General features: G+C 65.3%; 6 protein-coding genes and 3 pseudogenes. 5 read left to right on the top strand and 4 right to left on the bottom strand.

Annotated features, from left to right (window positions below):
* Positions 1–1,350 (top strand): annotated as a pseudogene (locus tag BGP03_RS09665) (glycine rich domain-containing protein); the annotation flags it as partial.
* Between the two features lie 328 nt (positions 1,351–1,678).
* On the opposite strand, the pseudogene BGP03_RS09670 reads toward BGP03_RS09665, so the two are convergent.
* Positions 1,679–2,672 (bottom strand): annotated as a pseudogene (locus BGP03_RS09670) (IS256 family transposase); the annotation flags it as partial.
* Between the two features lie 786 nt (positions 2,673–3,458).
* Here BGP03_RS09670 and BGP03_RS09675 point away from each other — a divergent pair.
* Both BGP03_RS09675 and BGP03_RS09680 read left to right on the top strand, forming a co-directional pair.
* The gene (locus BGP03_RS09675) at positions 3,459–4,457 is read left to right on the top strand and encodes an ROK family protein (RefSeq protein ID WP_298796513.1); all 999 of its coding nucleotides are present in this window, start codon (positions 3,459–3,461) and stop codon (positions 4,455–4,457) included.
* On the top strand, positions 4,438–5,427 hold the full coding sequence (locus BGP03_RS09680) for an HAD family hydrolase (protein ID WP_298796515.1): 990 nt from the start codon (positions 4,438–4,440) through the stop codon (positions 5,425–5,427). The genes BGP03_RS09675 and BGP03_RS09680 overlap by 20 nt, the downstream gene beginning before the upstream one ends.
* 169 nt (positions 5,428–5,596) lie before the next feature.
* Here the strand turns inward: BGP03_RS09680 and BGP03_RS09685 are convergent.
* A pseudogene (locus BGP03_RS09685) lies at positions 5,597–6,526 on the bottom strand (IS630 family transposase); the annotation flags it as partial.
* 518 nt (positions 6,527–7,044) lie between these two features.
* Between BGP03_RS09685 and BGP03_RS09695 the strand changes: the two are divergent.
* Complete coding sequence (locus tag BGP03_RS09695) at positions 7,045–8,148, top strand: transposase (protein WP_298796519.1); 1,104 nt, start codon at positions 7,045–7,047, stop codon at positions 8,146–8,148.
* A 565-nt stretch (positions 8,149–8,713) separates the two neighbouring features.
* Positions 8,714–9,691: a pyridoxal-phosphate dependent enzyme gene (locus BGP03_RS09700; protein WP_298796521.1), complete on the top strand. Its 978-nt coding sequence runs from the start codon at positions 8,714–8,716 to the stop codon at positions 9,689–9,691.
* 866 nt (positions 9,692–10,557) lie between these two features.
* Here BGP03_RS09700 and BGP03_RS09705 read toward each other — a convergent pair.
* Together BGP03_RS09705 and istA are read right to left on the bottom strand one after the other, a co-directional pair.
* Positions 10,558–11,028 (bottom strand): ATP-binding protein, encoded by a 471-nt coding sequence (locus BGP03_RS09705; protein WP_298796523.1) that lies wholly within the window; start codon positions 11,026–11,028, stop codon positions 10,558–10,560.
* A 357-nt stretch (positions 11,029–11,385) separates the two neighbouring features.
* A complete protein-coding gene (gene istA, locus BGP03_RS09710) occupies positions 11,386–12,933 on the bottom strand; it encodes an IS21 family transposase (RefSeq protein ID WP_298796525.1) in 1,548 nt (515 codons plus the stop codon).
* Positions 12,934–13,606: the final 673 nt, after the last annotated feature.

Raw genomic sequence — 13,606 nt, forward strand, 5'->3', positions numbered from 1 at the left:
GCCCTGGCCGTCCCCACCCCCGCCGGCGCCGCCCCCGCCGCGCTGCCGGCCGGGTGCACCCAGACCGACCAGACCGTCACCTGCACCTACGGCTACACCGGCGCCGAGCAGAGCTTCACCGTGCCCGCCGGGGTCACCACCGTGACGGTGTCGGCCACCGGCGCGGCCGGCGGTGCTGACAGCAACAACGACCACCCGGGCGGGCGGGGCGCGCGGGTCACCGGCGCCCTGACCGGGCTGAGCAGCGCCGACACCCTCTACGTGGAGGTCGGGCAGCACCCCGACACCGCCGGCACCCCCTTCGGCTACACGCCGCCGTCCGCGTTCAACGGCGGCGGCGCCCCGGGCTACGGAAACGTGGCGGGCGGCGGGGGTGGGGCCTCGGACGTGCGCACGGTCTCCGACGCCGCGGCCGGGTCGCTGGCCTCGCGGCTGATCGTCGCCGGCGGCGGCGGGGGCCACTCCGAGACCTACGCCGGATCATCCGTTCCGCCGGCCGACGCCGATGCCGACGCCGCGCCGGCGACCGCGAACGGGCCCAGCGGGCAGGGCGGCTTCGCCGGGACCCAGACCAGCGGCGGCGCCGGCGGTCAGGGCGGAACCGGCGAGTACGTGCCGGCCGGGTCGGGGACGGCCGGGTCGCTCGGGCAGGGCGGCGCCGGCGCCGCAGGCCACCCGTCGGCCGGCGGTGGCGGCGGCGGTCTCTACGGCGGCGGCGGGGGCGGCGGCGGGGGCGGCGGCGTGGCCGGCGGTGGCGGGGGCGGGTCGTCGCTGGTCCCCAGCGGCGGCGCCATGACCCTGACCAGCGACCCGGCCGCGGTGACGATCACCTACTCCGCGGCGCCCCCCGACACCACCGCGCCGACCTCGACCGCGACGCTCGCCCCGGGCACGGCCCCGAACGGGCTGCCGCCGGTGACGATCACCGGCACCGCGGCGTTCGCGACCACCAGCGGCGCCCCGGTCGGCACCGTGACCGCCACCTGCTTCCTCAGCCGCGGTCTCGTCGTGTCGCTCAACGCCCAGGACAGCGGGTCCGGGGTCGCGTCACTGACCTACGCCGCCACCGGCGCCCAGCCCATCCCCTCGACCACGGCAACCGATCTGCCGGTGCGGGTCCCGATCACCGCCGCCGGGACGACGAAGCTGACCTACGCCGCGACCGACCACGCCGCCAACACCGAGACCACCCATAGCCAGACCGTGTGGGTCGCCCCCAACCGCGCACCGCTGACCTGCAGCAACCCCACACCCGGGTTCACCCCACCCGTTCACGGTTCGGTGACCGTCACCGGCACCGCCAGCATCAGCGGCTACAGCCGCCCCTTCACCCAGAAGATCAAGTACTGACCCACCCCCGTCCGGCCCCAGCGACCGGACGCACGCCCCGTGGCCCTGCGCCGGCAACCTCGGCGCAGGGTCACGGGGCGTGCACAGGGAATCGAGGCCTCTGTACACGGACCCGCTGGGCAGCTCCTCGACGGGCGCCGAGCGGACGGCGTGATGCAGCAGGCGTCGGGTGTCCTGCAGCGCGTTTCACGTCGGCGTCGCCGTGTCGGTCAGGCCCGGAAATATGATCATCTGGTGTCGGCGACGGTCATGCGATTACTCCTGCCGGCCGCGATCGCCGACAATCACGACGGGAGGACCATGGTGGCCTCGGAGGGGTAGCGGCGGGCCAGATCTTCTTCCAGTGCGCCGGCGGGAACCCGGTGAACGCCAACAGGTCCTCGGTGGCGTCACGCAGCATCGCCTCCACCGATTGCCGCCCGAGCATCCCGGGCGATCACCCCGAGCTGTTCACGGACGTGAGTGGCATCGGGTTGGGCGAAGATCGTGCGGGTCGCCGCGGCCACCATCTCGGCGTTGCCCTTCGGGACCTGCGCGAGGATGTTGCGCAGGAAGTGCACCCGGCACCGTTGCCAGGCCGAGCCGAGCAGGACTGCGGAGATGGCCTGTTTGAGCCCGGTGTGGGCATCGGAGATGACCAGCTGTACCCCGCCGAGCCCACGCGCCTTCAGCGAGCGCAGGAACGCGGTCCAGAACGCGCCGTCCTCGCTGTCGCCGACGGCGAACCCGAGGACCTCGCGCCAGCCGTCGGCCCGGACACCGGTGGCGATCACGACCGCCTGGGACACCACGCGGTGGTTCACCCGCGCCTTGCAATAGGTCGCGTCCAAGAAGACGTAGGAGACTGCTGCTCGGCCAGCGAGCGGCCTCGGAACGCGCCGACCTCGACGTCGAGATCCGCGCAGATCCTGCTCACCTCACTCTTGGAGATCCCGGTGTCGGCGCCGAGTGCCTTAACCAGGTCGTCGACCTTCCGCGTGGACACGCCGTGCAGATAGGCCTCCATCACCACCGCGAACAACGCCTGATCCACCCGGCGGCGCCGCTCGAGCAGCGACGGGAAGAACGATCCGGTGCGCAGCTTCTCCGATCTTCAGCTCCAGGTCCCCGGCCGTGGTGGACAGGATGCGGGTGCGGTGGCCGTTGCGCTGGGCCGTGCGGGCGTCGCTGCGCTCATGCAGGGCGGCGCCGATCGAATCGGTCAGCTCGGCCTCGATCAACGCCTGATAGACCGTTTCCGCGGCCTGGCGGACACGACCAGCGACATCAGCGGCCTTGAGTGCATCCAAGACTTCGAGCAGGGCAGACTGGTCCAAGGCCATCGCGTGGCACCTCTCTACGAGGTCCTTTGGCGGGATCACGCAGAGCGTCACGCGGTGGCCCATCCTGCGCGCACAGGCACGCCGGACAGGCCGCGAGTTACACCACCAGCGGGGACGTGACCAGTTGCGTTGCTGCGCTGACCACACTCTCTTGCCATCGTCCTCATCGTGGCTCGCTCACGACTGCGAATTACCCGGCCAACCACGACTTATCACGCAAACACCGGACGCGGCAGCCAGCGATGCCAGCCTGAACCGGAGAAGTAAAGCCAATGTTCATCAGTCCAATGAACGGCAATAGCGAGAAGCGCGAGACCATATGTGACGCCATGCACTCGTCACTAGCGTTTGCCGTGCTACCGGGACAACTTTGCCCAACTGAGAGCAGACACCTGGAGCTGCAATGAAGACCCAAGCGTCGCTCGTCGCCGGATCCCTTTTCCGGACGTGAACATATACAGTCGAAACTCTGCGCCAACTAGAGACAACCAGCTAGAACCACAGATCTGCCCCTCAAGAGCGAGACGATTCACTCTTCACTCCCATCCGTCTCGACGACTCCTTCTCCACATAATTCATGCATACATGCAATTCGCCACGCGAACGACTCGACTCCTTACGCAAATCATTCAACGCGATTCCCCTCCTGTCGAAATGTTAATCTATTGCAACCAACGGCCACACACGCGCGACTTCCCACGACTCTCAATCGCAGCTCAATACCTGAAGTAGTCAACCACATGTAACGAAACACGCCGCAGCAGCGACTATAGAGGGAACCACGCCATGAGCGGAGCAACTTTGGGGGTGGCAGCGCGTTTGAAGACACAGCCATATCCGTCAGCCGCGATTGGCGTCGACATAGGCGGGACTAAGACACTGGCCGTTACATATCTGCCAGACCAAATCTTAGCTCATGCACGGATCGCAACAAACACAGCCGGATCGCCAGAGGAGATACTTAGGAGCACTGCAAAGCTTATTGCGACGCTCAGAACTCAGGCTCACGACTCTGGCATTGAAGTTCCATGTGTAGGTTTAGGACTACCCGGCATCCTCTCGACAGATCGAATGTTCGTCGACTCAATCATATTGCCACGTTGGAAGAACGTTAATGTCGAGCGAATCCTGTTGCAAATGCTCGACGACGACATCGAACTCACCATCGATAACGATGCCGTGATGATGGCTCGAGGTCAATGGACATTGAAAGCAGGTAACGGGCATGGAATTCTCGTATGCCTGACCCTCGGAACAGGAGTCGGCGCCTCTGTGATTCTCAACGGAACACCACTGCGTGGTCCGGATGGAATAGCCGGGCAACTCGGCCACATGAGCGTCAACGCATCTGGACGCCAATGCGTTTGCGGCGGCATCGGATGCCTGAATGCTTATGCATCAGGCACAGCGATCACTGAAAGGTATCTTCAGCGTGATGATGCGACAACACAGCACATCAGTCCTATCGACGGACGATGGGTCGGCGACCAGGCTGCGAAGGGAAACAGAATAGCTCAAGCGATAATCGACGAGACCGCCGTGTATTTGGGCGTCGGAATAGCGAGCCTGATCAATATATTCAACCCGTCGCATGTCATCATTGGCGGAGGAGTTTCTGACCTCGGCGAAGCGCTCCTGGCACCGGCTCGACGCGTCGCACATAAACGGTCCTTCCCAAGCGCCGCCGCTCGTGCCAGAATCACAACGCCACACTACCGATCTTCAGCCGGAGCGGTCGGCGCAGCAATCGCGGCACTGCACGCGCATGAAGCCGACAGCCCGTAACCCACCGAGAACAGAGGGCATCGTGGACCTAAAGTCCGACGTCGAGTCCCGATTGCAACTTGTCACGAGCACATATCCAAGCACCATATGGCTGTTCGACGTCGATGACACCCTTACCGACACAGCTGCGATGCACCGGTCCGCGGAACCAACAGTTGCGGCCTCCCTTTCAAAATCAATAGATCCAGAGGTCGCAAGAAACATCGCTTCAAGATTTATTAGCATCTTCGACGACCTCTTGGCGGTGCATCAAGCGACTACATCAACTGCACTCAATGCGGCGTCAGAACCGCTGCGCAAATTACAAGGAAGAGTTCAGTCTTGCCAAAAAGACATTCAGCAACGTTGGCGAATCACCAAGCCCTTCAGCCGTGAGATTCTACTGAAAATAGCTTGCGAAGATTTCGGAATTCTGATCGAGCCATTTAGGCTCGCCAAGATAGCCGACGACTACTGGCAATACGTCAGCGACAACATACAATTTATTGAGGATGCCCTCGAACTCGCCAAGGCGCTCGCCATAAACCAGACCCCACTCTACTTGATTACGTCGAGCGACGCTCGGTTTCAGCTTAAAGGTAACGGTCAGTTCGACTACGATCCCGAGTATTCCCGTCGTTTCAAACACAATCGCCTGAGTAAGCTTCGGAAACACGGCGTGATGTTCAGGGATGCCATTATTGGAGACCCCATCGATAAGCCTGATACGCGTTACTACGACTCTGTGTTCTCGGCGATTGAGAAAGATCTGGGCCGCACGGTAAGCCCGCAAAACGTTGTCGTGGTTGGCGATTCATACAGGTCGGATATCGAAACACTTGAAACTGAGAAACGACTCGGGCTTGGACTGTACTTCCGACGTGGGAAGAAAGCGTACGTGAAGTCGGATACCGTCGTGGCAATCGGAAACCTTGGACCTGTCACTGAACTCGTGAATGACCTTCCTCTGACCCCAAACGTCCACCACTGAGAAGAACCACCCAATAACACCTGCACTGCCGAGAGAGGCACGCTGTGAGAGTCGCTGTGATCGTCGATGACCTGCGCCCCGATCGTCGGCGACGCTGCTTCTGGGAGGAGCAACTTCAGCAAGGTCGACTCCGAGTACGTCCGCTGCGGGACCTGCTCGATCTTCGTCCGCGGCGCAGCATGCGGGTGGTGAGTTCGGCGAAGAAGCGTTCGACCATGTTGAGCCAGGAGCTGCTGGTCGGGGTGAAGTGCAGGTGGAACCTGGGGTGGCGCATCAGCCAGCGTTTGATCTCCGGGGTTTTGTGGGTGGCGTAGTTGTCCAGGATCAGATGGACCTCGTGGTCGGCGGGGACCTCGCGGTGGAGCTGGTTGAGGAACTTGCGGAACTCGATCGCGCGGTGCTGGCGCTGCAGGCAGCTATAGACCTGGCCGGTGGCCATGTCGAGTGCGGCGAACAGGCTGGTGGTGCCGTGACGGATGTAGGTGTGGGTCTGGCGCTCGGGATCAGCGGGCATCATCGGCAGTACCGGCGCGGACCGGTCGAGGGCCTGGACCTGGGATTTCTCGTCCACACACAAGACCAGGGCCCGCTCGGGCGGGTCGAGGTAGAGACCGACGACGTCGTAGAGCTTGTCCACGAAGTGCGGGTCGGTCGACAGCTTCCAGTAGTTGACCTTGTGCGGCTTGAGTTCGAACGCCCGCCAGATCCGTGACACCGCGGTCTGGGTCAGTCCGGACCGGGCGGCCATCATCCGGGTCGACCAGTGCGTGCCGCCGTCAGGTGGGGCCTGCTCCAGGGTGGCGGTCAGTACCTGCTCGACGTCGGTGTCGCTGACAGTGCGGGGCCGGCCGGGCCGGGCCTCGTCCGAGAGCCCGGCCAGTCGGTCGGTGACGAACCGGGCCGGCCACTTACCCACCGTCTGCGGCCGGATCCGCAGTTGCTGCGCCACAGCAGTGTTGGTTGCGCCTTCGGCGAGCACGATGCTGGCCCGTAGGGCGAGGGCCTGGGCACTGTTCGGGCGTCGAACCCAGCGCACCAGCGTCTCCCGCTCGTCCTGAGCAAGCACCAGTTCCGCGGTCGGTCGACCCCTTCTCGGCATCGTCGAAGGCTACCAAGAGTTATATTGCGAATTAACGACTCAGGACACTAGACGGGTGCGACCGATTTTCGTGAGGATTGCGCATCCTTTTCCGAAGCTTAGCCTGGGCTCTTCATGAGAGGTTCGGCGTGTCTGTTTGCGGACGGACGAAAGTGGCCCGCTACCAGGTGAGACTGTGCTTGCTGAGGGCTCAGATCGTCCATGTAGAGGAGCACTATCGAGGTGCAGGCTACAAGGACCAGACCTAAGATCATGGCAACCGCGGACGGCGAGGGCGTGGTGTCGCACTCCGGGTCGCGGTTGCTCGCTGATGTTGCCGATCGGACCACGCTGACCGGGCAGCTGTCGGAGTTGCTGGCCGGGTTGCGGAAGCCGCGGGCGCGGCACGATCCGGGGCGGGTATGGGTGGACATGGCGGTCGCGCTCGCCGACGGCGCGACGACGATCTCCGAAGTCGCGGTGCTGGCGGACCAGGCTTCGCTGTTCGGGTCCGTGGCGCGGACTCGACCTACTGGCGGTTGCTCGATCAGCTCGACACCGCACGGCTGGGCTCGGTGGCGCAGGCTCGGGCCGGGGCGCGGGAGGTCGTCTGGGCGCAGCGCGCGGAGCTGACCGGTGAGTCGTTCCCGCCGGCTCCGGCCGGCGGCCGTGACCTGCCTGGGCTGGTAATCGACCTGGACGCGTCGGTCGTGGTCTGTCACGGCGAGAAGGAGTGCGCGGCGCCGACGTTCAAAAGTCGTTCGGGTTCCATCCGATGCTGGCGTTCTGCGGCAACACCGGCGAGTTCCTCGCCTCCACGCTGCGCCGCGGGAACGCGGGCAGCAACACCGCCGCCGACCACGTCACCGTCCTGGCAGCAGCGCGCGCTGCTGCCCGACCATCACCGGCACGGCACCCCGATCCTGGTCCGGGCCGATCCCCCCGGCTGCACGCGAGAGTTCTTCGCCCACATCCGCATCCGCCGCGACGAATCGGTGAGCTGCGAGTTCTCGGTCGGCTGGCAATCCGAGGCGGACCGCGATCGCCACGGTTGCGAAGACGGTGTGGACCGACGCGATCGACGCCGACGGCGGGCACCGCGACGGCGGCGCCCTGGCCGAGATCACCCGTGTGCGTCCCGCCCGATCGCTGACCGGCTACCCCCATCGGGAACTCGGTTGATCGTGCGTCGGGAACGTCCGCATCCCGCGGCTCAGCTCGACGCCTTCGAAGAGCGAGATGGCTGGCGCTACACCGCCTTCGCCACCGACACGAGGTACGGGCAACTCGCCAACCTCGACGCCCGGCACCGCGCCCACGCCGGGGTCGAGGGCCGGATCCGCACGGCGAAGTACACCGGCCTTGACCACGTCCCGTCCTGCAGCTTCGCGATCAACGCCACCTGGTTGAGTGTTGTCATGTTGGCGCTTCAATCTGATCGCCTGGACCCAGCACCTGCTCCTGCACGACGATCTCGCGAAGGCCGAGCCGAATACGCTGCTTGCCCGCTGCTGCACGTCGGCGACCGGCTCACCCGCGGACAGAGACGGCTCTGGCTACGGATCCAGCGCACCTGGCCGTGGGCGCAGGATCTCGCTGCGGCGTTCACCCGGCTCGCGGCGCTGCCTGTCCCGGCTGGTTGATCTTCGATCCTGACACGATGAGCGGCGTGAGCTACCGGCAGAACCAGCATGCCGGCGGCCCGCCATGCCCACCTTCCAGAACAACATCAGCCAGGCCAGCCGCCCCGATCACAAGATCGATCCGCAGGCCTCATGAATGACCGGGGTTAGGATGTCCAATGCTAATCCGGCTGGCCAGTTTCCGTAGATACGACGTCCTGCTATTGACTGACGACCTGACCGTCTGCCACGATGACCAGTCACTTTATGACGACGTTGCCCTACTTGTGCCGCTATGACGTAAGGGTTTCCGTCTGAGGGAGGAACTCCGGTTGGGGCGCGACTCGATCATGTTCTTTCACCACGCTCAGAGGGCTTAGGTTAGCTGATCAGCGTAGATGGGGATGGCATGAGCAGCTTCCGCCTCGACTGCACGTCGTGCTCGTCCTCAGAGCAAGGTCCGGAAGCGATTGCTGCTTACAAATGCACTCATTGCGGAACGGACTTATCTTTTTCGCCCTCGGGGACACGGCCACTACAGGACCTCTCAGGCCGTCGCCTCCGTGCACCGTGGCGTTACGCCGACATGTTGCCAGTCAAAATCCTGGGTGGACAGCCTGCAGCGACTGACGAGGTGCGGCGTTCGGCGTTACTGGAGAAGATGCTTGGCGTCCAATCCGTCTGGCTTGTTGACGCGACAGGACTCGCGACTGGAACTTTCAAGGACTACGAAGCAATCGTGATTATGGCAATGGCCGCAGAACTAAATCTCGATTTTGTTTCTGTGCATTCAACTGGCAATACTGTTCTAGCCTACCGTCACTATGCCGAGGAGTTGGGTGTGCGTTGCGCCATTATTGTCCCTGCGGCAAACATGTCCAAATTGGATGGACTGCCGGACCTAACCGACTGGCCTGTCGTCGCCGTGGACGGTCCGTATAAACAGTTCTCCGCAATAGCCAGATCGGTAGCCGCTGAGCGCGGTTGGCACCATTTGGCACCCCTACCCTGGAAGCTTGAGGGTAAGGCCGCGCTCGCTTGGATGATTTACGAGAATTGTCCTCAAGTCGATCTAATTGTGCAGACTATCGCCGGCGGCTTCGGCCCGCTCGGCATGGAGCTTGGTTTTCGCAGGCTTGCCGCTGTGGGAGAATTCTATGGGGTCGCAAGCCGGCGCAGGTACCTGTTGCTACAGCCCAGCGATGCAGATGGAATAGCACGCGCCTGGCGAAAAGGTAGCTCGCGAATTGAGCCGTGCGATATTCCTCTGCCCGAATTGCCGTTCGAGCCCACATTGCAGTCGGCGAATCCCAACACGACACTGCCACACCTCCGCCGGAACCTTCCCCGCGGGACACGCATCGGCAGCGTGTCCGAATCCTTGGTAGCCAAGCATTATCCCACTGCGCATAGAGCATTTCTCGAAGCAGATATTCCAGTTAGCTACGAGCGAGAGAAGTCAGCGTATATTGCTTTGGCGGGGCTTCTCGAAGCGCGACTTGAGCCGACCAGCAACGTTGCAGTCATCGTGACTGGATCGCGACCATTTCGCGCTCCCCGATAGCGACCGCTGGATGCCACTCCGCTCACGACGGTCGGTGGTCACGGGCCGCGGAGGCAGGCCGCGGCGTGGCAGGCCGTCCGGCGAATGTCTTGGCGGGGTCGTCTGGTCCGGCCGCGCTGCCCCGAACCTTTGCTCCGCTGATCATTCTTCGGGCGGCCCCGGTAAGCATTGGTCTAGCCACGCTTGAAGCGATCGGGGAACGCCGAAGGTGCCACTGAATGCTATGCCCGTTTGATCTCTCAAGGCATGGTATCGGGGACCGCAGGGTGCGCATGTCCGCATTGCACCGCACCGTCGGTGTGACATCTCTCCGGGCGACCGATCGACGGCGGAGCCTCCCGCTGTCAACTCCGGTTGAACCGTGACCCGGCTGGTCCGCGTGGGTTCGAGGGTTTGTCGCAACATTCCTGATCATGAGGGGTGTGCAGATGGCTCGACGTGGACGCAAGCGGCAGTTGGATGTGGAGGCCCAGTACTGGGCGCTGTTGGCGAACGGGATCGGCACCGTGGAGGCGTGCCGGACTCTCGGGATCGGACGCAAGACCGGCTACCGATGGCGGGCGGAGACCGGAGGGCTCGCTCCCGAGCTTCGTTCACGGGCCGACCGGAAGAGTGGTCTCTATTTGTGTCAAACGACACTGAGCCCTTTCCAACCTGGTTGGCGAGTGGCGAAGAAGCCCTCGGCCATGGCGTTGTTGAACGCGTCGCCGTGCTGCCCATCGAGGCGACCAAACCGGAGGTGCGCAGGATGCAGTGTCAATGGCCAGCTTGATCTCCCCACCGGCGGCCAGGAGTTCTCCCCACTGGTGGCCAGATAGTTCTCCCCGACGGCGGCCAGATATCTCCCCGCCTCGAGTCGTGCGTGCTCAGCTCAACGGGCTCACCCCCTTGCCGGAGGTGGCCTGGGCGAGCCGGTAGCTGTCACCGTCGGTGACGACGATGTGGGCGTGGTGCAGGAGCCGGTCGACCGTGGCGGTGGCCAGGGTCTTGGGCATGATCTCGTCGAACCCCGACGGGTGCAGGTTGCTCGAGACGGCGAGGGAGCGGCGTTCGTAGGCGGCGTCGACGAGCCGATAGAACCCCTCCGCGGCGTCTGGGGAGACCGGCAGGAGCCCGATGTCGTCGACGATGATCAGGTCGGTGCGGATCAGCCGCGCGAGCGCCCGGATGATCGAGTCATCGGCTCGGTGGCGGCGGACCAGGGCGCCGAGGTCTTCGATGGTGAACCAGGCGACGGTCATCCCGGCCTCGACCGCGGCCTGGCCGAGGGCCTCGCAGAAGTGCGACTTGCCGGTGCCTGAGGGCCCGCAGATGCACACGTTCTCCCGGCGTCCCACCCACTCCAGGCTGGTGAGCGCGTCCTGGGTGGGGGCGCGGGATGCAGGACGCGCCGGCGTCCCAGTCGTGCAGGGTCTTCCCGGCGGGGAACCCGGCCCGCTGACGGCGGGTGCGCAGGTTCGTGGCGTCGCGGCCGGCGGCTTCCTCGGCGAGCAGGACCCGGACGAGCTCGGCGTGGTCCCAGCGCTGCGCCCGCGCGGTCGGCACGAGCTCGACGAGGTGGCGGCGGATGTGCGGCAGCTTGAGCCGGCGGGTGAGCTCGATCGCCTCGGCCAGCGGATCCCCGCCCGACGCCGCGACAACAGGGTTTCTGACCGGCCTGCTGGCGGATGTCGTGCCGGTGGTGGTGGGTGCGCTCATGTCGGCTCTCCTGCCGGGTCGTGGTCCGGCTCGGGTGGGGCGGCGGGGGTGACGCCGAACCCGGACCAGGCGGCGGTGCCGGGTTGCAGGCTGTGGGTCTCACTGGCTCGGATGATCGGTTTGCCGATGTCGCGGCCGGCCTGGTGGGCGAGGATGCGCAGCACGTCGTTCTCGGCGAACCGGCCCGCGACCGCGGCGGTGCCCAGGGCGCGGTCGACCTCGCCGGGTGGGTGCAGCTTGGCCAGTGCCACGGCCTCGGCCATCTTGCGGCGCACCCCTCGCGCCCCGGACCCGGCCGCCTCGACCAGCCATGACGCGGCCCCGGGGCCGAGGGCGAGGAACTCGACCTCCGCGGCGCTGCTCGCCCGGGGCACCCGTTCCCCGGCGGCGCTGGCGGCGGCGGTGGGTGGCGGGTAGTGATCGGGCTGGATCGAGGGCGTCCTCGGGGTCGAGCGGGCGTGGCGGGCGACCTCGCCCGGCCCGTTCTCCCCGACCGCGGTGATGACCAGGTCGTCGCCGTGGAACCGGACCCAGACCCGGGTGTCGACCAGCTGATGCGGCACCGAGTAGCGCACCCCGTCGACCGAAACGGTCGAGTCCCAGTTCACCCGCCGTGTCGTGCCGAACGCCACCGTGAACGGCTGGGTGGGCAGCGGGTGCAGCCGCGTTCGCTCCTCGGCAAGCATCTCCGCCGGGGCCCGACGAGTCTCGCGATGCGGGCGCGCGTTGACCTGCTCGCAGAACTCCCGACACGCAGTCTCCAGTTGGGAGAAGGTGCGGTAGTCCTCCAACAGGTTCGCCGCGGTCGGGACGAGGTCGGCCTTCGCGATCCGCACCGTGGCTTCGCTGCCGCCCTTGGACTGCGGATCCGCCGGCACACAGATGCGGATGGTCATCCCGTAGTGCCGCCCGACCGCGACGATCTCCGGGTGCCGCACCGCGATCCCCGCGACGTGATCGACCGACACGGTGCGCTCGTTGTCGGTCAACGCGTAGGTCGGGACCCCACCGAGGCAGCGCAGGGTGGTGTCCATGCACGCTGTGATCGTCGGCAGGGTGCGGTCCCAGACCGCGAGCACGACCCGGAACCGTGACCAGGCCAACCAGGCGCACCACAGGTTCGTGCGGCGCCCGTTCACCCGGGGTCCTTCGCCCCAGTCCCACTGCAGCCACAGCCCCGGCTCGACCACCCACGGCCGGAACACGGGGCGCTGCCCGGCCCGCAACCGGGCCTTGACCTCGGCGACCGTTCGGCGGGTGGTGCGCTCACCGCCGGTGAAGCCCATCGCGGCGATCCGCTCGTGCACCACATCCGCGCGGACCCGGCCGTCGGAGCGGACCACGAGCTCCTCGATCTTGTCGAGGTAGTCGTCGATCGGCCGCGCCCGGTGCTCCCGGGCGACAGGTGGTTGACCGGTCTCGCGCAACGCCACATACCGGGCGACGGTGTGGTGATCACAGCCCGCCAACTCCGCGGCGGCACGGTAACCGCCCGTGAGGTCGAACGCCTCCAGGATCTCCATGATCTCCTCGTTCCGCTTCACCGGCAGACCCTCGCCGCCGGCAACCCACTACTGGTCACCGGGGAGATATCTGGCCGCCAGCGGGGAGAACACTGGCCGTCACCGGGGCGGCAAATGGCCGCCTACGGGGAGTTTGGACTGGCCGCTGTCAATGCAGCCCAAGTCGATCGATGTGTACCGACCGACCGCAACCGGTGGCCGCAACACCGGCTTGGTGGAGCGACTGTAGGACCACACCACGGCCGCCACAGCAACTCCCGCGTATCCTCGGTCCGCGGGTATCGGGGGCAGCCTGGCTGCGGGCCGAGGAACCCTCGACGCGTCTTGGTCAACGTGGCACCCTTACGGAATGCAGTGGTTGACGCTGGCTGGCACTCTCCTTGGCGCTTTCATCGGCGTTGGTTCGACACTCATAGTGGACCGACGGCGGTGGTTAAGAGAGAGATCGAAAGCACTTTTTGAGACCCGCCGACAGCTCTATTCGGACTTTCTGGCGGACCTGTCGACAACGCGAGAGATACTTCGAACCGTAGCGCTAGGGTATCACCCAGTCGAGATCCCACGAGTGGTGTCCACCAAGGTGGTGTGCGGCAGGCCCGGTGACGGGCACGGCGTAAGCGTGTAGGGCGGCCACCGCGTGATCTTCTTGAGACCTCTCACAGACTCGAGGAGTTCCACGCGATGACCGCACCGT

Origin of the sequence: Pseudonocardia sp. 73-21, from assembly GCF_001899645.1 — a bacterium.
Taxonomy (GTDB): domain Bacteria; phylum Actinomycetota; class Actinomycetes; order Mycobacteriales; family Pseudonocardiaceae; genus Pseudonocardia.